This is a genomic window from Chitinophaga lutea (assembly GCF_003813775.1).
In the GTDB taxonomy this organism is placed as follows: domain Bacteria; phylum Bacteroidota; class Bacteroidia; order Chitinophagales; family Chitinophagaceae; genus Chitinophaga; species Chitinophaga lutea.
Genome location: NZ_RPDH01000001.1, coordinates 1455450 through 1476189 on the forward strand (window position 1 = coordinate 1455450; position 20740 = coordinate 1476189).

General features: G+C 53.3%; 16 protein-coding genes. 7 read left to right on the plus strand and 9 right to left on the minus strand.

Annotated elements, in window-relative coordinates; translation table 11 throughout:
• Positions 1 to 38: 38 nt before the first annotated feature.
• Positions 39 to 1229 carry a nucleoside permease gene (locus EGT74_RS05660; protein WP_123845552.1) on the plus strand — a complete coding sequence of 397 codons (1191 nt, stop codon included), beginning with the start codon at positions 39 to 41 and terminating at the stop codon, positions 1227 to 1229.
• 22 nt (positions 1230 to 1251) lie between these two features.
• Entirely contained in the window at positions 1252 to 2442 is a 1191-nt protein-coding gene (locus tag EGT74_RS05665) for a Gfo/Idh/MocA family protein (RefSeq protein WP_123845553.1), read from the plus strand.
• A 73-nt stretch (positions 2443 to 2515) separates the two neighbouring features.
• Here EGT74_RS05665 and EGT74_RS05670 read toward each other — a convergent pair whose 3' ends face one another.
• Both EGT74_RS05670 and EGT74_RS05675 read right to left on the minus strand, forming a co-directional pair.
• The gene (locus tag EGT74_RS05670) at positions 2516 to 3085 is read right to left on the minus strand and encodes a DUF6134 family protein (protein WP_123845554.1); all 570 of its coding nucleotides are present in this window, start codon (positions 3083 to 3085) and stop codon (positions 2516 to 2518) included.
• Positions 3086 to 3251: 166 nt separating this feature from the next.
• The gene (locus EGT74_RS05675) at positions 3252 to 5099 is read right to left on the minus strand and encodes a 2-oxoacid:acceptor oxidoreductase subunit alpha (protein WP_123845555.1); all 1848 of its coding nucleotides are present in this window, start codon (positions 5097 to 5099) and stop codon (positions 3252 to 3254) included.
• Between the two features lie 510 nt (positions 5100 to 5609).
• Here EGT74_RS05675 and EGT74_RS05680 point away from each other — a divergent pair.
• The 4 genes from EGT74_RS05680 (at position 5610) to EGT74_RS05695 (ending at position 8526) form a co-directional block, all read left to right on the plus strand.
• Positions 5610 to 5927: a carboxypeptidase-like regulatory domain-containing protein gene (locus EGT74_RS05680; RefSeq protein WP_123845556.1), complete on the plus strand. Its 318-nt coding sequence runs from the start codon at positions 5610 to 5612 to the stop codon at positions 5925 to 5927.
• Positions 5928 to 6082: 155 nt separating this feature from the next.
• A complete protein-coding gene (locus EGT74_RS05685) occupies positions 6083 to 6850 on the plus strand; it encodes a head GIN domain-containing protein (RefSeq protein WP_123845557.1) in 768 nt (255 codons plus the stop codon).
• Between the two features lie 98 nt (positions 6851 to 6948).
• Complete coding sequence (locus EGT74_RS05690) at positions 6949 to 7485, plus strand: RNA polymerase sigma factor (RefSeq protein ID WP_158618019.1); 537 nt, start codon at positions 6949 to 6951, stop codon at positions 7483 to 7485.
• Positions 7486 to 7545: 60 nt separating this feature from the next.
• On the plus strand, positions 7546 to 8526 hold the full coding sequence (locus EGT74_RS05695; RefSeq protein WP_123845559.1) for a FecR domain-containing protein: 981 nt from the start codon (positions 7546 to 7548) through the stop codon (positions 8524 to 8526).
• A 395-nt stretch (positions 8527 to 8921) separates the two neighbouring features.
• Here EGT74_RS05695 and EGT74_RS27145 read toward each other — a convergent pair whose 3' ends face one another.
• The 7 genes from EGT74_RS27145 to EGT74_RS05735 all read right to left on the minus strand — a co-directional run bounded on the left by EGT74_RS27145 (position 8922) and on the right by EGT74_RS05735 (position 19856).
• Positions 8922 to 10253 (minus strand): 2'-5' RNA ligase family protein, encoded by a 1332-nt coding sequence (locus EGT74_RS27145; protein WP_246008126.1) that lies wholly within the window; start codon positions 10251 to 10253, stop codon positions 8922 to 8924.
• A gap of 704 nt (positions 10254 to 10957) precedes the next feature.
• Entirely contained in the window at positions 10958 to 11746 is a 789-nt protein-coding gene (locus tag EGT74_RS05710) for a TIGR00266 family protein (RefSeq protein WP_123845560.1), read from the minus strand.
• A 43-nt stretch (positions 11747 to 11789) separates the two neighbouring features.
• Positions 11790 to 12881, minus strand: coding sequence for an SGNH/GDSL hydrolase family protein (locus tag EGT74_RS05715; RefSeq protein ID WP_123845561.1), 1092 nt, complete (start codon positions 12879 to 12881; stop codon positions 11790 to 11792).
• 263 nt (positions 12882 to 13144) lie between these two features.
• Complete coding sequence (locus EGT74_RS05720) at positions 13145 to 16696, minus strand: efflux RND transporter permease subunit (RefSeq protein ID WP_123845562.1); 3552 nt, start codon at positions 16694 to 16696, stop codon at positions 13145 to 13147.
• A 25-nt stretch (positions 16697 to 16721) separates the two neighbouring features.
• Entirely contained in the window at positions 16722 to 17831 is a 1110-nt protein-coding gene (locus EGT74_RS05725) for an efflux RND transporter periplasmic adaptor subunit (protein WP_123845563.1), read from the minus strand.
• A 37-nt stretch (positions 17832 to 17868) separates the two neighbouring features.
• Positions 17869 to 19230 (minus strand): TolC family protein, encoded by a 1362-nt coding sequence (locus EGT74_RS05730; protein ID WP_123845564.1) that lies wholly within the window; start codon positions 19228 to 19230, stop codon positions 17869 to 17871.
• A gap of 11 nt (positions 19231 to 19241) precedes the next feature.
• Positions 19242 to 19856 carry a TetR/AcrR family transcriptional regulator gene (locus EGT74_RS05735; RefSeq protein ID WP_123845565.1) on the minus strand — a complete coding sequence of 205 codons (615 nt, stop codon included), beginning with the start codon at positions 19854 to 19856 and terminating at the stop codon, positions 19242 to 19244.
• Positions 19857 to 20064: 208 nt separating this feature from the next.
• Here EGT74_RS05735 and EGT74_RS05740 point away from each other — a divergent pair, with 208 nt between their 5' ends.
• Entirely contained in the window at positions 20065 to 20703 is a 639-nt protein-coding gene (locus tag EGT74_RS05740; protein ID WP_123845566.1) for a DUF502 domain-containing protein, read from the plus strand.
• Positions 20704 to 20740 lie beyond the last annotated feature (37 nt).

Here is a 20740-nt window from a genome sequence, read left to right on the forward strand (position 1 = left end):
ATTGTTTTCCCTATCTTGAAAACAAAACCCTTCGCCACGTGAATAACAGCATCCGACTTCAGTTATCCTTCATGATGTTCCTTGAATACTTTATATGGGGGGCATGGTATGTTAGCACGAACAGTTACATGAAAACCAATCTTGGCTCCAGCGGCCAGGAGATTGGCTATGCATATATGGCGCTGGCCATCGCCACGATGATCTCGCCGTTTTTTGTAGGTATGATCGCCGACCGGTATTTTTCCGCACAGAAAGTCATGGGCGTATTGCACCTCGCCGGCGCCGCAATGCTGCTGCTCGCTTCGTATACCGGCGATACCTGGGTGTTCATCGGCATCGTGCTGGTGTATTCGCTGATGTACATGCCCACCATCGCACTCAGCAACAGCATCGCCTTCAGCCAGATGGCCGACCCCGGCAAACAGTTCCCCGCCGTGCGGACGTTCGGCACCGTGGGCTGGATCATCGCAGGGTTGCTGATCGGGTATCTTTCCATCGAACAGACCCACAACATCTTTTATATCGCCGCCGCCGCCTCGGCCGCGCTGGGACTTTTCTGTTTCACCCTGCCCGACGTGCCGCCTAAAGGCAAAGGCGACCTGTCGGCCTCAAAAGTTCTGGGGACGGAGGCTTTCGTACTGTTCAAAAACAGGTCGTACCTCGTATTCTTTATTTCCGCGGTGCTCATCTGCATCCCCCTCAGTTTTTATTACGGCTTCGCCAACCTGTATCTCAACGAAAGCGGCATGGAAAACGCCGCCGGCAAGATGATCTACGGGCAGCTTTCGGAAGCCATCTTCATACTGGCCATCCCGTTATTACTGGGCCGCATCGGGGTTAAAAAAATGCTGCTGATCGGCATGGCCGCCTGGGTGCTGCGGTATATCTGCTTCGCCTACGGCGATACGGGCGCCAACCTGTGGATGCTCTATGCCGGCATTATCCTGCACGGCATCTGCTACGACTTCTTTTTCGTGACCGGGTATATGTATACGGAAGCGCGGGCCGGCGAAAAAATCAAAAGCGCCGCGCAGGGCCTGTTCACCTTCGCCACCTACGGGCTCGGCATGGTGATCGGCACCTGGTTTTCCGGCATGGTGGCCGACTTCTATATGATCAACGGCGCGCGCCAGTGGCAGAGCATCTGGATGGTGCCGGTGTACATCGCCGCGGCCGTGATGATTTATTTCATGCTGGCCTTCAGAGACAGAGACAAAAAACACGTCTGACCAATAAAAATTTACATCGATTATGGCAAAAATTGCAATGCTGGGTTCCGGGTTCATAGGCCGGTTCTATGCAGATTCTTTACAGGGGCAGCGCAGCCGGGACAAGATCGTGAGCATCTACTCCCGCCGCGAAGAGAGTGCGAAAAAGTTTGCGGACGATTATAACTGCGCCCACTGGACCACCAATATGGAAGAAGCCATCAACCATCCTGATGTGGACATGGTTTGTATCTCACTGCCCAACAACCTCCACGAAGCGGCCGTACTGGCCTGCTGCAAGGCGAAAAAGGCCGTGATGTGCACCAAGCCGCTGGGCAGAAATGCGGAAGAAGCCAAACGCATGCTGGAAGCGGTGGAGAAAGCCGGCATCTTTAACGGTTATCTCGAAGACCTGGTGTATACACCCAAATTCCTGAAAGCGCTGGCCAGCGTAAAAAGCGGCGCCCTAGGCCGCATCCTCTGGGCCAAATCGCGCGAAACGCATCCCGGCCCGCACAGCGAATGGTTCTGGGATAAGGAACAGGCCGGCGGCGGGTGTATCCTCGACCTCGGCTGCCACTGCGTGGAAATCGCCCGCAGTTTCATCGGCAAGGATATCAGGCCCGTGGAAGTGATGTGCTGGGCAGACACCCAGGTGAAACCCATCGACGCCGAAGACCATGCCATCGGCCTGGTGAAATACGAGAACGGCGCCATCGGGCAGTTTGAAGTGAGCTGGACCTTCCGCGGCGGCCTCGACCTCCGCGACGAGGTGATGGGCTCCGAAGGCACCATCTGGCTCAACAGCTTCCTGCGTACGGGTTTCGATATGTTCACCACCGGCAAAGGCGCCGATTACGTAGCGGAAAAAGCGGAAAGCAATACCGGCTGGCTGTTTCCCGTGGGCGACGAACTGAACGAGCTGGGCTACAATCATATGTTTGCCGATATGTTCAACGCGGTGGAAGCCGGCAAAGCGCCGCAGGAAAGCTTCTACGACGGATACGTGGTGAACGCCATCCTGGACGCCGCCTATAAATCCGCAACGTCCAAACAGTGGGAGCCCGTCAAGCTCGACATCTGGCGCGGGAAAGAAGGCGTGGACAAAGAAAAAGCGCTCACCAGCTATAACGAGCAGTTCTATCTCATCAAAGACGAAGTGACCCACTTCGGCAGCCGCAAGCTCATCCTGAAAGACAAAAAAACAGGGCAGATTGTGGAACAGGTGATATAAGGCCCCACACCATAATAAAAAGCGGGTGTACCGGTTGGTGCACCCGCTTTTTTATGTGAACCCCAAAGGATTGTTATTTCTTTTCGAGCAGCCGGAACGAGGCTTTGCCCAGCGCGTGGTTGATCTCTACGAGCGCCAGCCGGCCCTTGCTATAGGTGTAGAAATTCTGTTTGCCGTCCTGCATCACAAGGGCATACCGCCCGTCCTCCAGCTGCCTGATTTTCAGGAAGCGGCCCATCGTTTCGGAATAAACTTCTTTGATATCGTGCGGTTCGGCGAAGTAAAGGTCGCTGACGCAAAAGGTGATCTGCGGAACGGGGAAAGGGGCTTTTACGCCCTTGCGGGTTACATTGTACCCTCTTTCCGCCTTTTCGGTGAGAGTTTCGCGGTTGTCGTCGTTGGCCTTCGCCTGCACGCGGGTAACCCGGGCCCTGATCAATATGTTGTGCTGGTACACCGCCTCGATGTCCGTTTCCATCCGTGAAAACAACTTCGATTGAACGCGGCTGCGGATGTGAATGCGGCGGGAGGCACCGGACGGGTCCTGTTTTACTTCGAGCAAACCAACAGCATTATTCCCAAAGAGGATTTCGTACGTCTGCGACTGCCCGGCGGCGGAAACCGCCGTAAGCAGGGGAAACATGAGTATAAGGATGATCCTTCGAAGGCGGTATTGCTTTTGGGCCATGTGCATGTATAAAGCGTCACATATTACGTATAGCAATATACGAAAATCCGTAACGAAACGCGTATTGCATAGTTTATATTCAAACGCTTTCCGTTACGGATAAATTGCGGAAAGGCTGCAATTACAACATTTCCTTAATACGGGCGACCAGTTCACCTTTGGTGATCGGCACCCCCATAATCTTATTATATCCCTGCGCAGGAATCAGGAACTGGTCGCGGATAATCTTAATCAGCTGGCCGTTATTGATTTCCGGTATGAGCACCTGCTCGTAGCTGTGCAGGATTTCAGCCAGGTTTTTCGGGAAGGGGCGCAGATGACGGATGTGGGCGTGGGCCACTTCATGGCCTTCGGCCACCAGCTCCAGCACGGCACTTTTGATGGCGCCATAAGTGGAGCCCCAGCCCAGTACCAGCACTTTGCCTTTCTCCGGGCCTACTTCTATTTTCTGCAGGGGAATGTGTTCGGCAATCCTGTCTACCTTTTCCTGCCGGATTTTCACCATCATCTGGTGATTTTCAGGGTCGTAACTCACGTTACCGGTGATGTTCTGCTTTTCGAGGCCGCCGATGCGGTGCTCCAGGCCCGGGGTACCGGGTACCGCCCAGGGGCGCACAAGGTTCTCATCGCGCTGATAAGGCAGGAACTGGTCTTCTCCTTCTTCCAGGCCCTTTTTGAATTTCACCGTAATCGGCTTCAGATCGTCGCTTTTGGGGAATCGCCAGGGCTCCGCGCCGTTCGCGATGTAGCCGTCGCTGAGGAAAATAACCGGCGTCATATGGTTAACCGCTATGCGGAAGGCTTCGTAAATCCCGTCGAAACAATCGGAAGGCGTGGAGGCCGATACGATAGGCATCGGGCATTCCCCGTTCCGGCCGTAGTAGGCCTGGAGCAGATCCGACTGTTCCGTTTTGGTAGGCAACCCGGTAGAGGGGCCACCACGTTGAATATCAATGATCAGCAGGGGAATTTCGAGCATCACCGCCAGGCCCATGGCCTCGCCTTTCAGGGCCATGCCGGGGCCGGAGGTGGTGGTCACCCCCATGTGGCCGCCGTAAGAGGCGCCGATGGCCGAAGTGATGCCGGCAATCTCATCTTCCGCCTGGAAGGTACGGATGCCGAAATTTTTGTACCGGCTCAGCTCGTGCAGGATGTCTGAGGCCGGGGTGATGGGATAAGTGCCCAGGAAAATGGGGAGATCGGCCTTTTGCGAGGCGGCGATCAGTCCGTAAGAGAGCGCCGTATTCCCCGTGATGCTGCGGTACGTGCCCGGCTCCATGCGGGCTTTCTCCACCCTGAAGCGGGTGGAAAAGGCCTCCACCGTGTCGGCGAAGTTATAACCGGCCTGCAGGGATTTCAGGTTACTGTCGAGGATTTCCGGCTTTTTACCGAATTTCTCCGTGAGGAAGTTGAGTGTGCTGGTCATGTCGCGGTCGTACAGCCAGTACAGGAACCCCAGCACGAACATGTTTTTGGCGCGGTCTTTTTCCTTCATGCCGAGGGTGGACTCTTTCAGGGCCTCCCGGGTCATTTTGGTCACGTCCATGGTATGGAGCTGGTAGTTCACCAGGGAGCCGTCTTCCAGCGGGTTCACTCCCTCGGGATAGTTGGCCAGGCGGAGGTTCTTGGAATCAAACCCGTCTGTATTGGCGATAATGATACCGCCCTTTTTGAGCCCTTTGAGGTTGGCCTTGAGGGCGGCGGCGTTCATGGCCACCAGCACGTCGCAGGCGTCTCCGGGGGTGAATATGCGATTGGAAGAAAAGTGCAGCTGGAAGCCGCTCACCCCGGGCAGGGTACCCTGCGGGGCGCGGATTTCCGCCGGGAAATCCGGGAATGTGCTGAGGTCGTTCCCGATCAGCGCCGTATTGTTGGAGAACTGGGTGCCCGTCAGCTGCATCCCGTCCCCGCTGTCCCCGGCGAATTTGATCACTACATCCTCTATCTGTTGAATCGTTTTATTGGACATCGATGGATTCTTTATAATGAATATATATATAAATAGATCTGTAAAATTAGGGAATCGGCCGGTAACTTCCCATCCTTCCCCGGCGCAAAAGTACACAAAACCAGTAGACTTTTATGAAAATATCCTCAAACGCCCTGCAGCAAAGGCTTTCGAGGCTCCAAAACCCTTACTGCTGTTATGTTTGGCAAAATATTTGTGTTATACCGCAACGCAGAAAAAAGCGCTGCGCGAATGAATTTGAAACGACAGAACCGGCCACGGCCAAGGATCCTGAAATAGTAACTGGTAGGGATACACGAAAATGTTAAAACAGCAGAATCCCCGCAAACCCTGATTGTTAAAGGATCTTTAAAGAAATGTTAAATAGTGCTGAGCGGCTGAAGTGGCATGGTAATTGCAAAATTTTTCGCAGAACCTTATTCTTTCATAACACACTTCTAAAATTTAAGTATCGAGAAAAACACTACCTGAACCATTTCTTTATTATTAAACCTTTTAAAATTGTATGCTATGAAAAGGACAAAAATGAGCCTGTTAGCAGTGGCGGCCGTAGCTTTCGGCGCCTTCGCCTTCAAAGGATTTGACGGTGGATCTATCGCTGGTAAAGTAGTTCCCGCAGACGGTGCTACTGAAGCCTGGGCCGTATCTGGTACCGACACGCTGAAAACAGCAGTAGCAGAGGGTGCATTCTCCTTCACGAATGCAAAAGCCGGAACTTACACGGTAATCGTTGACGCGAAAGAACCATTTAAAGACGCCACTATTACTGACGTGAAAGTTGAAGACGGTAAAGCTACCGATCTCGGCGAAATCAAATTAGCGCAATAGTTGGTTTTCATAGGGGTTAATCGAGCCGGTCTCTGATGCAAGTCAGAGGCCGGCTCATTTTTTTTATCCTTATCTAGGGGTGGCCGCTCCTTCTGCCGTTTTCAATGTATACCAATCACCCATTGTGACTGGATGCCCTAAAAAACGACATACACATGAAAATGACGGCTAAAAAAGAGACCATCGTAACCTACAGCGGGCTCAGCGCCTGGCTCCTGCTTTGCCTTCTGGCTATTTTCGGCTTCATCCTCACGGGCTGTGTAAAAGAAAATGTCCACGGTTCCGGCCGCGTGATCACGGAGGAGCGGGCCGTAGAGCGGTTTGAAGACCTCATCCTCGACGGTCCCCTCGAAGTGCGCCTGAAACAGGGCCTGCACCGGCCGGTAGTGATAGAAGCGGAAGACAACGTGATGCGTTTCGTCGAAACCGTTTCCAGCGGCCCCACCCTGCGGATAAAAATCCGTAACAATGTGAATCTCAAACGTTTCAAAACCATCCGCGTATACGTAGAAAGCGAAAAATACCGCAAGGTGGTATTCTCCGGTTCCGGTTCCATTACCGGCAACGGCACCGATACCATCCGGGCCACTTACTTCGGCCTGGAAATCAACGGCAGCGCCAATGCTAGCCTGCGGGTAGACGCCAACGAGGTGAGAACAGGGATATACGGTTCCGGTGACGTGAGCCTGATCGGGCGCGGAGACGAATATTCGTCTGAAATCAGCGGCAGCGGCAACATCGAGGCGGCCGGCCTGCAAACCGTCAACGCCAATATCCGGATCAGCGGCTCGGGCGACCATCACATCTGGGTCACCAACCGCCTCGACGGCCGCATCAGCGGCAGCGGCGACATTCGCTACAAAGGAACGCCCGCCACCGTCAACAGCTCGGTGACCGGCTCAGGAAAGATATCTAAGTTATAGGAACGGACTCGCACATGAAAGCTATCGGAATACTGTCACCCACTGCTTTAGGCATGAATGCCCCCGCTGTTAATTACAGTAAAGGCTATTTTTGTACCATGCCCGAAAATGCCCGGTTACAAAAACTATTGCAGGAGGATGAGCGCCAGTTCATGGAGGCGCTTTTCAAAACCTTTTTCCCGCTGGTATGCAAGGCCATTTACCGCCTCGTCCCAGACATGGCGACGGCGGAAGATCTGGCCCAAGAAGTGTTTATCAAGATATGGAACCGCCGCGACCAGTTAGGCGAAGTCTATTTCAAAGCCTACCTGCACAGGGCGGCGGTGAATATGGCCCTCGACCATATCGACAAAAACAAACGGCGCGGCGGGGCGCCACAGGAGATCAGCCCGGCTCAGGAAGAACTGGTAGCCACGGCCCCCGTGGTGCACGTGAAGGAAACCAAAGCCCGCATTCAACAGGCGGTAGACGCCCTGCCGGAAAAATGCCGTGAAATATTTGTACTGAGCAGGTATGAAGAAATGAGCTATAAAGAAATAGCGCAAACACTGCAGATCTCCGTGAAAACGGTAGAGAACCAGATGATCACCGCGCTGAAAAAACTACGCGTCTCCCTCCGGGAATTCCTGGAATGACACGCACCGTTATCAACCAAAAGCAACAAATCATTTAGCAATTCGTAAGAGAAGTTAAGCATGTTCAACAACGATCACATAGACACGCTGATTGCCCGGGAAATCGAAGGGGAGATCACTGCCGCAGAGCGGGTTCAGCTGGAAGACTGGCTGCAGCAGGATGTTGCCAACCGGCAGTATTATGAGGCACTGAAAGATACCTGGGACCTTACCGCCGACGGTTACAAAACCGTACCGGAACCTGATGTGGAGGCCAACTGGCAACGTTTCAGCCGCACCACCATGGATGTTCCGGCTACCCTCCGGATCATCACCCGGCGCAACAGCTGGTGGCGCCTGTCTGCCGCCGCGGTTACCATCGTCGCCGCTGCCGGCCTCACTTTTTTCCTGCTCCGTGGAGACGGAACAGTCACCCTCACCGCGGCCGCTGATAAAAAAGAAGTGATATTGCCCGATGGCAGCAAGGTGTTCCTGAACCGCCACAGCCAGGTGAGCTACAATAAGGATTTCGCCAAAGGCAACCGCGACGTGGTGTTGGAAGGAGAAGCGTTCTTTGACGTGAAACCCGATGCCGGCCAGCCTTTTACCGTAAAAGCCGGCGCCTCCAGCACCAAAGTACTGGGTACTTCATTTGTCATCAAGGCGTATGACGAGAAACCCATCCAGCTGAACGTGGTAACGGGTAAAGTCGCTTTCTCCGGGAAAAATAAGACGGGTGAAGCGCTGGTGCTCACTGCCGGGCACTCCGCCATTCTCCAGTCAGACAAGGCTCCACAGCAAATCCAGAACAACGACCCGAACTTTATGGCCTGGAAGGAAAACCGGCTCTCTTTTAACAAGGTGCCATTGCATAAAGTCCTGACGGCAATGGAGGAATACTTCAACATCCGGATTGTGGTGAACGATTCTTCCATCCTGAACCTCGATTATACCGGAACATACGACCACCCGGGCCTGAAGGAATTGCTCGATGTTATTTCCGTTGCGGCGGAAGTGAAGGTGACGGATGAGGGGAACGGGGTGTACCGCATCAGCCGGTAAAGCTGCATAACTTGCCAACATGCTATAGATAAAAGTCCGGGGCCGATTGGCTCCGGGCTTTTTTGTTTCCCGGCGAAAGGGAAAACTACATGAACGGCAACGTTCACAAGCAAGGATGAAAGTTTTCTACCGGGCATAAGGCAATATGCTAAGTAGCCTTGCAAATAGCTGATTTATAACCTATACAGAATGGATTTTCAGGAAAAAGAACCACACACCCATGCCTGCATCAATGAATTGATAAACATGTTTTACGGCAGCCTCGGCATAGCCCCAGCATAACTGAAGCATAGACACCCAGGATGCAATTATGTTGCATTCCCCGGCCAGACTTGCAAAAAAAAATCCGGACCCTTAACGAGTCCGGATTCTTAATATTAGACAGCTGCTTTAAATCACGCGCCTCCGAGTTTGCATTTCTGCAGTACTTCCCAGGATTTGCCGTTGTGGCGCAGGAAGTAGAGGTTGTTTACTTTAAAGGAAGCTTTGTATTCTTTGTTTTCGTACTCCGGCCATGCTTTTTCGAACTGAGCATCTTCCAGGTCTTTGAAGGCCACGGTTACGTGAGGCGTGAAGCCTGTGCGGGCCAGCATGGTGCTGAATCCGAACTCCTTACGCAGGAAGTTGATCAGCTGGCGGTGCATGGCGCTCATGGTTTCGCTTTTCTCCACGTTAATGAACAGCACGCGGTTCTGTTTGTTCGGGAAGGTGCCGAAACCGTTGAGCGACACTTCGAAAGGCGCCTGGGTTTTGGCAAATTCCGTCAGTTCTTCGCAGAAAGCTCTTTCGAGGCTGGGATCTGCGGTGAACGGAACCTGCAGGGTGATATGAGGAAGCACTTTCAGTGCGTACATCGGTCCGTATTGTTCGGCGAAGTCCTGTTTGATTTTGATAATTTCTTTACCTACTTCTGCAGTGGGCAGGAGGGCAATGAAATAGATCTTGTTATCCACTTTCGGGGGACGGTTTCCGCCTCTGGGGCCACCCTGGCCACGGCCCTGGCCGCCACCGCGGTTAAAGCCGCCACCTCCACCGCCACGGTTGAAGCCTCCGCCTCCGCCGCCACGGTTGTAACCACCGCCGCCACCGCCGCGATCGTAGCCACCGCCACCACCGCCGCGGTTGTAGCCTCCGCCACCGCCGCCACGGTCGTAACCGCCGCCACCGCCGCGGTCATAACCACCACCGCCGCCGCGATCGTAACCGCCGCCGCCACGGTTGTAGCCTCCGCCACCACCGCCGCGATCGTATCCGCCGCCGCCGTCACGGTTGTAGCCTCCGCCGCCACGGTCGTAACCACCACCGCCGCCGCGATCATAACCGCCGCCGCCACGATTGTAGCCACCACCACGGTCATATCCGCCGCCGCCTTCGCGGTTATAGCCGCCATCACCACGGTCGCGGTTGTAACCACCACCACCGTCACGATCGCGGTAGCCACCGCCTTCGTTCCGGGGCGTGTACCCGCCGCCTTCGCGGTTGTAAGCGCCTTCGCGATTAAAATTATTTTCTCCGCGGGGCGTGTAGCCGCCTTCATTGCGCGGACGATACCCGCCTTCACGTGGAGCGTAACCGCCTTCAGAGCGTGGAGTGTAAAGACGATCTTCGTCTTTGCCAAATTCGGGTTTCTTGGAATTGCCGCCTTCCTGGTCTTGGTTGGGTTCTTGCTGGTCTCTGCTGTAGCCAGGAGAATACTTTCGGGGGCGTTCGTTTCTCTCAAAATTCATCTTACTTGATTAAAGCGTGTTGAAGGAATTTTCAGTGATTTCATAAAAATAAAATTCACCTACTTTTTTAGGTTTTATAATACTCAGGCGCCGGGGCGATCCTTGCATAACATCAGGATGTTTCATTTTTCAATAAAAATTATACCGGCTTCCGTTGTCTGATACTAATTGTTTAAAACTCTGTTTTCTGGAACCGCAAAGATAATTTAGCTAGCTGCATTACAATTTTAACGTCCAGTTTAAATAAAATTCTTTTTTTCGCCGTCTCGACAGGCATTTAAGGTAGTTTGGTTAACCGGAATCTCATCATCCTAAACCTTGGCACGCCAGCCACAATTGCGCTTTGGAATGCTTTCAGGGCTACCGTTAGAAGACCTGGGAAATTACATTTGCCTCGGATTCACCTGAATGTTGACATGAGTAAGTTTTTCAATCTTAATCATATTTTTTCATAGCACCGGGGATAAATATTTGTCTTTCGCCTGCGCCAGTGAATACTGTAGTGGCACCCACACAGTGCCAGCCGCTGTTATCAGACTCTAATATACAAAAAATCCGGTGTATCTGGTTAAGCCTCCGGGCAATATTAATACAATAGTAGCAATCTGTTCGTTAATTATTTGCAAAAAAAGGATAAACGGAAGATTTTGTGACAATTATCAGGAGCAGGCTCCCCGGAAAACCCCGCGGAGCCTGCCAATAGCTTACTCCCGACCGTCGAGCAGGTTGCCCAGCCCACCCAGGATGCTGCCTTCTTCTTTCCGGGTGCCGGTACCATAGGCCAGTACCCTGCTGGCCAGGCGACTGATGGGCAGGCTCTGGAGCCATACCTTGCCCGGCCCGCGCAACACGGCAAAAAAGAGGCCTTCGCCCCCGAACACCATATTTTTCACGCCCCGCACAAATTCCACGTCGAAATCCACCTGCTGGGTATAGGCCACAACGCAGCCCGTATCTACCTTCAGTACCTCACCGGGCTGCAGTTCCTTCTCGATTACATAACCGCCGGCATGCACAAAAGCCAGGCCGTCGCCTTCCAGCTTCTGCATGATAAATCCTTCACCGCCGAAAATACCGGTGCCCAGCTTGCGCTGGAACTCGATACCCACATTGACCCCGCGCGCCGCGCAGAGAAACGCGTCTTTCTGACAAACTACCTTGCCCCCGAGCAGGCGCAGGTCCATCGGAATGATCTTACCGGGATAAGGCGCCGCGAAGCTCACCCGTTTTTTACCCTGCCCCACATTCGTAAAGGCGGTAATAAACAGGCTCTCTCCGGTGATCAAGCGTTTGCCGGCCGACATCAGCTTGCCGAAAAAGCCCTGCTGCGCCCCGGATCCGTCGCCGAACAGGGTTTCCATCCTGATCTCCTGGTCCATCATCATAAAACTGCCGCTTTCTGCCACGGCGCTTTCCTGCGGGTCCAGCTCTATTTCTACTATTTGCATCTCCTCACCGTGAATGCGGTAGTCGATCTCATGATTCTTAAGCATAGGTTGTTCTTGCTGTTTAATAATGGCAAGTTACATAAAATGACTATCTGCCCGCACCGGATTTTTTCATCAGTTTCTCCAGCAGCGGCTGCACCTCATCGGCCTGCCGCATAAAGCCCAGGTCGGTCAGGTGCGACCCGTCGATGGTGCCCTCATGATCGTGACCGGTGAGGTTGGTGGCGGGCAGGTAATACAACTGTTTGAAACCTTCCTGCTTCAGCCGGGTGTACACTTCCTTGATGAGGTTGTTTTTCTCCGTGGTGACTGCGCCAATCCGGCTGTCGAAATACCCGGTTTCGTGGATACGGCTCTCTACCAGCAGGACGGGCACTTCGGGCCGTTTGGTGAGCAGGTGTTTGATGAAAGGATAAGCTCTTTCTTTTATTTCTGCGGGCGAAGGATTGGGAATGCAATCCAGCACAAAACAGGATGCTTTCATCGTAGCCAGCAGCTCGGCAACCGGGAATTCCATCTTACCGGCGCCACTGAAACCGAGGTTGATCACCTCCCAGCCAGTGCGCCTGCTGATGATGCCGGGGTAGGTCATACCCGCACGACTGGCAGACGCGCCCTGCAGGATGCTGGACCCGTAAATCACCACGCGCCGGTTGGTATCGATGGCCGGACGCGCAGGGGCCGCCAGTGTCGCCTCCGGCGCAACGCCGATTTCGAGTGATGTCAGTTCATTATAGGTCGGCAGGTACAGCATGAACTGTTTGGTGCTGTTATCCATATTTTCCACCAGCGCCTGGGTATTGATGGTATCCTTATCGAGCGGCCGCCCTACGGCCACCCACTGCCACTTCCCGTTGTTGTGGGCATACAGATCAAGGCCGCTGTGCACGATCGGGGTCATGTTGGCATAATACTTTTTACCACGCAGCCCCCATTTGGCGCGTACGTACGGCGAATTCGTCTCGAACAGCACGGCGATACCGGCGCTGTGGGTGCTGAGGTACCGTACGGATTGCGGGAAAGGTTTGGTCTGCGTGGTGTCGAGCCGCACATAAACGGGATTGGTAGGTACGCCCTTACCGATGATCATCAGGGAGCGGGCATCCGTGTAGCGGGCATTGTCTTTGTTCTGGCCAAAGGCGCAGGTAAACGGGAATAATAAAAGCAGTAAATATCGCATTGTCGTTTTTTTAAGTGGCCCTTCGCGGGCAAATGAGCTTCGAAAAATAACCGAAATTTCCGGAAGATGCTAGCCGGCCCGCAAACTTCCCGACACAACGCCCGCCGGCCGGCCCTAGCAGCCATGCTCCATCAGTAAATGTCTCCCTGAAACGAAATGGCATATGGACAAAAAAAAGCCGTCCTGATAGACATCGGGACGGCAATAGTTAACCTACAACTGTTACACTGTTTGCTTTTATTATTACCAGAAAACAGTACGTTTTAATGCATTACTACTCCTTTGGCGGATTTAGCCTGCTCTTTATCTTCTCCATGGGCCTGGCCGTTGAAGAAGTTATAAGGGCGGGGAGAAATATAATTCGGGTCGTGCAGTTTCCGGATGACTTCTTTTTTCGTAAAGAGTTTCACGATCAGCACGAGGAACGGTACATATTTGAGACCGCGCGGCCAGCCATAGTAGTCCAGCACGTCGATGCAGCGTTTGTTCATGTAATACATCACGGGCACCAGCACCAGCGTGAGGAAGGTGGCGAAGATGAGGCCGAACACCATCGTCCAGGCCAGCGGTCCCCAGAAGGCCACGTTGTCGCCGCCGAAGAAGAGGTGCGGATTCAGTTCGTCGAACATCTTCCAGAAGTCGATATTGAGGCCCACGGCCAGCGGAATCAGGCCGAGGATGGCGGCGATGGCGGTGAGCAGTACGGGCGTCATACGCGTTCTGCCGGCTTCCACCACTGCTTCGTTCATCGGCACACCCTGCATCACCAGCAGGTCGGTGAATTCCACCAGTACGATACCGTTCCTGGCCACGATACCTGCAAGGGCCATGATGCCCACGCCGGTCATTACGATGGAGATGTCCATACCGAAGATGGCGAAACCAAGGAACACACCGATGATGCTGAACAGGATTTCGAGGAAGATCACGAATGAACGGCCAACGGAGTTAAACTGCGTCACCATGATCATGAAGATGAGGCCTACCGCGCCCAGCATCGCCATGAGCAGGAAGTTCATGGTTTCCATCTGGTCTTCCTGTTCACCGGTCATTTTAACGGTGATACCGTCCGGCGGTGAGAATTCGAGCACTGCCGCATTGATGGCCATCACCACTTCGTTGGCGTTGAAACCCGTCAGTACATTAGAGTACAGGGTCACCACGCGTTTTTCGTCGATGTGTTTGATGCCCGCGTATGTGTTGGAATAGTGAATGTCTGCCACAGCACTCAGCGGCACCTGTCTGATCTGGCCGCCCATGTTCATATCGCGGTAGGTCAGGTTCAGGTTCATCAGGGTGTTGATGTTGTTTTTCTGGTCTTCCTGCAGGCGGATCATGATCGGGTAATCGTCGTCCGGATCACGGAACTTGGATACCTCGAGACCGAAGAGCGCCGCACGGAGCGAGTTGGAAATCTGCGTAGTGGAGATCCCTTCGCGGTTAGCCCGCTCCCTGTCTATATTCAGCACAATCTCCGGTTTATTGGCCTGGAAGTCGCTTTTCAGCTCTTCCACACCGCCGATCTGCAAGCTGTCCAGGTAGCGCTTCAGGCGGTCCGAGGTGCCGGCCAGCAGTTCAAAATCATCACCGGAAATTTCGATGTTGATGGGTTTGCCCGTCGGCGGGCCGCCCTGTTCCTGTTCCACCACAATGTCCGCGCCGGGCACGCCTTTTACGGCCTCGCGGATTTTGTCTAGGTACTCTACGGTAGACTGACCATTACGTTTGGCGAACTCCACAAAGGCCACGGTTACCTTACCCTTGTTGGAAGCCGTACTGAGGTCCATCTGCGAGGGGTCGCCGGCGCCTACCGCCACGTTGGAAATAATGGATTTCACCAGCGGGTTCTTAGTGCCGCCCACTACTTTGGTGATCCTGTCTTCGATCATATGGGTAATGGAGTCGGTATATTTCTGGTCCGTACCGATGGGCAGTTCGATATAAGCGAAAATAAAGTTCGGATCGGAAGTGGGGAAGAACACCACTTTGGGGTTCCGGATGGCGGTCAATACAATACTGAACACCAGCAGCCCGAAAGTACCAATCAGGATGTACACGGGCCTCCAGCCCAGGATACACCAGCTCAATATGCGTCTGTAGCTGTTCTGTACGCGCGGCCAGAAGTTGGTCTGGAATTTCCGCGCCACGCCGCCGAGCCAGAATCTTTCGAGCGCGATCATCAGGTAGATGAACAGCACCAGGTTGCCGGTTCCCACACTGCCGCCCATGTAACCCAGCAGGGCGATGAACACGAACACGCCGGTGAGTATCGCAAATTTCTTGTCGAACTTCGGTTTGGGGTGGTTCTCGCCCTCGTGACGGTCCATAAAATCCACGGCAAACACGGGGTTGATGAGATAAGCCACCACCAGTGAAGCCGTCAGCGTAACGATCAGCGTTACGGGCAGGAAGAACATGAAACTACCGATAATGCCCGGCCAGAAGAGCAGCGGGAAGAACGGCGCCAGTACGGTCATGGTGCCGGAGAATACCGGCAGGAACACTTCCCCGGCCGCTATCTTCGCGGCTTTCTTGATACCGAGGTCTTTCCGTTCATAGAAGATACGGTGCACGTTCTCGATCACCACGATCGCATCGTCCACCACAATCCCCAACGCCAGCAGGAACGAGAAGAGCACCATCATGTTCAGCGTAAAGCCGAAGGCGGGCAGGATGGTAAAGGCGATGAACATGGAGATGGGCACAGACAGCGCCACGAAGATGGCGTTCACCGCACCCATGAAGAACATGAGCACCACGGTCACCAGGATGAACCCGATGATGATGGTATTGATCAGGTCGTGCAGGGTTACGCGGGTCGACTCGGACTGGTCGGCCGTGATGGTCACGTCCAGCCCCTTGGGCAGGTAGTTCGCCTTCATGTCTTCCACGATCTTAAAGATCTTGTCGGAAGCATTGATGAGGTTCTCCCCGCTTTGTTTGATCACGTTCAGGGTGATTACGCTCTTGCCGTTCAGGCGGGCGTAACTTTCCTGTTCCTTATGACTGTCTTTCACATCGGCGATATCACGGAGATACACCACCGCGCCGGAACTGCCGCGGATGATGAGGTCTCTCAGCTTGAGGGGGTCTTTATATTCGCCTTTTACGCTGAGCGATCTTTTCTGACCGTCCACGGTCACGAGGCCCGCCGAAGTGGTTTTATTTTCGCTGGATACCGCTCCCATCACGTCTTCAAAGCTGATGCGGGCAGCGTCCATTTTGTATTTGTCCAGGTCGATATGAATTTCCCTGTCCAGCGCGCCCACAATGTCCACGCGGGTGATCTCGTTGAGGGCTTCGATCCGGTCCTGCATTTCGTCCGCATACTTCTTCAGCGTCTGCAGGTCGAAATCGCCGCTCATGTTCACGTTCATGATCGGAATCTGCGAAACGTCGATCTTGGTGATCTGCGGCTCTTCCGTCAGGTTATTGGGCAGGTCTTTTTTTGCATCATCCACTTTTTCACGCACCTCCATTCTCGCCTCCTCCATATCCTGATCGGGGTTGAATTCGATAATGATCGCAGAGAAGTCCTGAATGGACGTGCTTTTGATTTTCTTTACGCCTGGAATGGATTTCAGTTCCTTTTCAAGGGGCTTCGTCACCAGCGTTTCCATATCCTCCGGCGACGTACCGTCGTTGATCGTACTGATATAGAACTGCGGGAATACCACCTCGGGAAACTGTTCCTTCGGCATGGCGTTATATTTCAGGATACCCATCACGCAAATGATAAGCGTGGCCACATAGATGCTGACCTTGTTATCAATTGCCCAACTGGTGGGTTTAAACTCTTTTTCTAAGTCCTTCATCGGGTAGTTTTTTTAAAGTGGATGCTTACAGTTTCACCGGGTCGTTATCGTTCACGCCCTGGAACCCTGCGGTGATGATCCTGTCTCCTGCCGTTAAGCCGGATTTGATTTCAGCCAGATCGTTGTAGGTGCGGCCCAGTTCAACATCCCGGCGCACTGCCTGCAGTTTGTTGCCCTCTCCTTTTACGGTGATCACATAAGGCTTGCCCAGCGAATATTGCACTACTTTTACCGGCACCACGATGGCGTTTGACGCTTTATAATCCACTATCCTCATTTGTGCGGTCATGTTCGGGCGTACGTCTCCCGATCCTTTCAGCGGCACTTCCACTTTGATGGTCCTGCTCACCGGGTCGATCACTTTCGCGGCAAACCCGATTTTTGTTCTCATCTGTTTATTGATATCGGGGAAAGTGATGATCACTTCATCGCCCGTTTTTACTTTACCGGCGAAAGATTCAGCCACATTGGCGAGTACGCGGAGGTTACTGCTGTTTACTACACGGAAGGCGGCTACGCCCGGGGAGGCTGCATCGCCCAGTTTGGCGATCACCGCATCCACGGTACCATTGATGGGAGATACGATGCGGGCTTGCGCCAGTTGTTCTTTCATGGTCGCCATCTTTCTTTCGAGGCCTTCCACCTGGCTTTTGGCGTTCAGGTATTGTACTTCGGAGCCGATTTTCTGGTTCCAGAGGTTCGCCTGTTTGTTGAATAAAGTTCTGGCGAGGTCGATCTGCGTCTGCAGTTCGGCGATGCCGGCGCGGATCACCACATCGTCGAGTTGGGCGAGCACCTGGCCTCTTGATACAGCCTGGCCTTCTCGTACGCTGATGCTCCTGATCACACCGGGCACCTGGGGAGACACGTCTACGTTTTCACGTGCGTCCACCGTTCCCTGGATGTCGATGTAATGTTCAAATACGGTATCCGTGATGGACGCGATGGACACCGTTTTCATTTTCTGAACGGTATCCGTGCCTTTGGTTTTTTTCTCCAGCTCCTTCACTTCCTGCTGCAGTTTGGCAATCTCCTGTTTCTTTTTCTGTATCTGCTCTTCCGGTTTACCTTCACCGCCGCCGCAGGCAGCCAGTACGATCGTTAAAAGGGGGAGTACGAAATATTTTCTGGTCATTGTATGATAGATTTTAGGCGGATGCTGATTTTTAAGATTAGAGTTTGCCATATGCTTTCATGTAATCTACGCGTGAAACGATGACGTTGTACAACGCGTTGAAGTAGTTATTCTGGGCCGTGAGCAACTGGGATTCGGCAGTGATCACTTCAAGGCTGGAGCCCACCCCTTCGCGGTATTTGATCATGGTTGTTTCATACACATCTTTGGCCAGGGCCATGTTCTCTTCCATGTTCTCGAGCGTTTTGATATTGTTGCGCAGGGTAGTGGTGGAATTGATCTGATCGAGATCTATGTTGTTTTTGAGGTCTTCTATATCCAGTTCCGACTGTTTCACCACGAGCATGGCCTGGTCTACCTGTCTCCTGCGCTGCATGCCGGAGAAGATGGGCACCTGGAGGTTAAGCCCCCATGACACGTAGCCATACCACATTTGCGACTGGAAAAAGTCGAATGAGTTAGTCTGCCGTGACGCGCCCACTTTGCCGAAGGCGTTGAGGCTCGGCAGTGCGGCGAGGCGATAGCGTTTCAGGTTATATTCATTGGCCCGTTTCTGCGATTGCATCAGCTGGTATTCGATACGGTTGGTGTAGTTGAACTGGCCCGCGTCCTGGATATCCGCCTTCAGCGCTTCGTTGCTGAGGGTGTCAGTCAGTTCCAGCGGCTGTTTGATAGGCAGGCCGATGCGATATTTGAGCATCGCGAGCCCTACCTGGCGCAGGTTCTGGATACGCACCTGCTCGGCCAGCGCGTTGTTAAGCTGCACCACCAGGCGGTCCACATCCAGTTTTTCCACCAGCCCGTTTTTATAGATCTCCCTTGTTTCGTCCAGTGTTTTGCGCGTGCGGGCGATGTTTTCGTTCAGGATGGCCAGCGCCTTGTCCGAAGCCACTACATTGTAGTATGCCTTGTACACTTCCGCCTTTACATCGATCTCCGATTTAGCTACTCCCTGCCGGGCCAGCAGCTCCAGCGTTTCGCGGGCCTGAAGGGCCACCAGAACGCTGGGGTCGAAGAGGGTCTGGTTCACATTCACATCTCCGGACGCATTGTATTTCAGCCCGAAAGCGAAAGGAACGAGCGTACCCTTGGGCACGTTAGGGTCAAAGTTGGAGGCGTCGATCAACTGCTTTTGAATGATGGGGTTATCCTGGTACAGGCCCGCCGCGGAAACCTGCGGAAGGGCGAGACCACTCACCTCCTTATTCTTTGCGATCTGCTGCAACTCAGCCAGCTGTGCCGTTTTCACGGCATATTGGTTTTTCTTGGCATACTCCACCGCGTCGGTTACCGAAAACCGGAGCGTTTCCGAAGAAACGGCGGGCTGCTGGGCATTAGCGTAGGTTAATAATTGCAACATCAACCCCGTGAGGGCGACGAGCTTCCATTTAAACTGCATAGTTCGTGTGTTTATTTCGAATAATCCTTGGTCTTGTATTTTTCGATTTCACTGTACCCTTTGGGACTGGCCACCCCGTAAACGAAGTGCTCCAGCAGTACCCGCTGCACCCGGCTCATATCGTAGCCGTTCATCGGGAACAGCTCGGGCTGGAAGCAGAACATGGCCGATGCGGCGCGGAAGTGGCTGAGAATCTCCAGGTCCAGGTCGTCGCGGTAGAGCCCTTCCCGTATGCCGCGTTCCAGGTTTTCACGGATGGTCTCCAGCATAAACACGGTCCGGTGGTTTTCAAACAGCTGGAATGCCTTGGCGTGGAACTTCTGGAGGTCCATCATGGCCACGGGGTTCATGTTCCGCAGCTTGTTCTCCAGCATTTTCATCACCATGAACAGTTCTTCAATCGCGTCTTTGCTCTTGATGCGGCTTTCATTGCACTCGTCCTGCATCAGTTTCAGATGCCGGCTCATCACGTTCACTACCAGGTCGCTTTTATCGGCAAAGTGGGCATACAGGGTCTTTTTGGAAATCCCCATTTTAAGGGCGATATCGTCCATCGTAATGGAGCGAGTGCCGTATTGCCGGAACAGGTTGAACGCCGTATCCAATATTCGTTCTTGTACTTCCATCGGTTTTGAAACAGGGGTGTTGCTTGATTACTGGAACAAAACTATGGAAACTATTTAAACCGCCAAAGTTTCCAGTACGATTTTTTTAGATTTTATGACGAACGGGGTTTGTCCGGCCAAACAGCCGTCCATGAATGGGATTTATCATTTTCCGGTGGGAGGAATGCCCCTGAATGCAGTAACTTTGCCCTTTCAACACTGCAAGCACATGTCTCCAAAACTGAGGTTCCGGGTATTGTTATCGCGCCTGCTGCGCTATTTTTTCCAGGGGTTGCTCATCCTGGCGCCGATTGGCATCACGGCCTTCACGTTGTACTGGGGGTTTATCACGATAGACAACCTGCTGCCCCGGGATTTGCTGCCGGTGGACCACCCGATGAACTTCCTGAAGTACAAGGGCGTAGGGTTTGCTATTGTATTGATACTCATAGTGTTTGTGGGTTACCTGAGCTCTTCGTTCATTGTGGGGCGGCTGATCGACATGTTTGACCATATCCTGGAGCGCACCCCTTTTATTAAATATATCTACTCTTCCGTGAAAGACGTGTTCGACGCTTTTGTGGGGGAAAAGAAGAAGTTCGACCATCCGGTGCTGGTGAATGTGTATGGGGAAGACGTGTGGGAGATGGGTTTCATCACGCAGGAAAATGTAAGGAGTTTGGGGCTGGAAGGATATATGGCGGTGTACGTCCCGCACGCCTACGCCATTACGGGGAAGGTTTTTATCGTACGGCAGGAGAAGGTGCGGGCTTTGGACAATATATCGGCCGGGGAAGCGATGAAGTTCGCGGTGAGCGGCGGGGTGACCCACATCACGGAAAGCCATGCCCCCCAACCGGCGAAATAAATTTTACCCACCTGTGAATAACAAGGGAAATTGAACC

Excerpts from the sequence above, each read along its gene's own strand:
- EGT74_RS05680 (WP_123845556.1), top strand. The coding sequence starts at position 5,610 with ATGAAAAGGACAAAAATGAGCCTGTTAGCAGTGGCGGCCGTAGCTTTC.
- EGT74_RS27145 (WP_246008126.1), bottom strand. The coding sequence starts at position 10,253 with ATGAATTTTGAGAGAAACGAACGCCCCCGAAAGTATTCTCCTGGCTAC.
- EGT74_RS05740 (WP_123845566.1), top strand. The coding sequence starts at position 20,065 with ATGTCTCCAAAACTGAGGTTCCGGGTATTGTTATCGCGCCTGCTGCGC.
- EGT74_RS05720 (WP_123845562.1), bottom strand. The coding sequence starts at position 16,696 with ATGAAGGACTTAGAAAAAGAGTTTAAACCCACCAGTTGGGCAATTGAT.
- EGT74_RS05665 (WP_123845553.1), top strand. The coding sequence starts at position 1,252 with ATGGCAAAAATTGCAATGCTGGGTTCCGGGTTCATAGGCCGGTTCTAT.
- EGT74_RS05715 (WP_123845561.1), bottom strand. The coding sequence starts at position 12,881 with ATGCGATATTTACTGCTTTTATTATTCCCGTTTACCTGCGCCTTTGGC.
- EGT74_RS05730 (WP_123845564.1), bottom strand. The coding sequence starts at position 19,230 with ATGCAGTTTAAATGGAAGCTCGTCGCCCTCACGGGGTTGATGTTGCAA.
- EGT74_RS05685 (WP_123845557.1), top strand. The coding sequence starts at position 6,083 with ATGAAAATGACGGCTAAAAAAGAGACCATCGTAACCTACAGCGGGCTC.
- EGT74_RS05690 (WP_158618019.1), top strand. The coding sequence starts at position 6,949 with ATGCCCGAAAATGCCCGGTTACAAAAACTATTGCAGGAGGATGAGCGC.
- EGT74_RS05675 (WP_123845555.1), bottom strand. The coding sequence starts at position 5,099 with ATGTCCAATAAAACGATTCAACAGATAGAGGATGTAGTGATCAAATTC.
- EGT74_RS05710 (WP_123845560.1), bottom strand. The coding sequence starts at position 11,746 with ATGCTTAAGAATCATGAGATCGACTACCGCATTCACGGTGAGGAGATG.
- EGT74_RS05725 (WP_123845563.1), bottom strand. The coding sequence starts at position 17,831 with ATGACCAGAAAATATTTCGTACTCCCCCTTTTAACGATCGTACTGGCT.
- EGT74_RS05735 (WP_123845565.1), bottom strand. The coding sequence starts at position 19,856 with ATGGAAGTACAAGAACGAATATTGGATACGGCGTTCAACCTGTTCCGG.
- EGT74_RS05695 (WP_123845559.1), top strand. The coding sequence starts at position 7,546 with ATGTTCAACAACGATCACATAGACACGCTGATTGCCCGGGAAATCGAA.
- EGT74_RS05670 (WP_123845554.1), bottom strand. The coding sequence starts at position 3,085 with ATGTTTCCCCTGCTTACGGCGGTTTCCGCCGCCGGGCAGTCGCAGACG.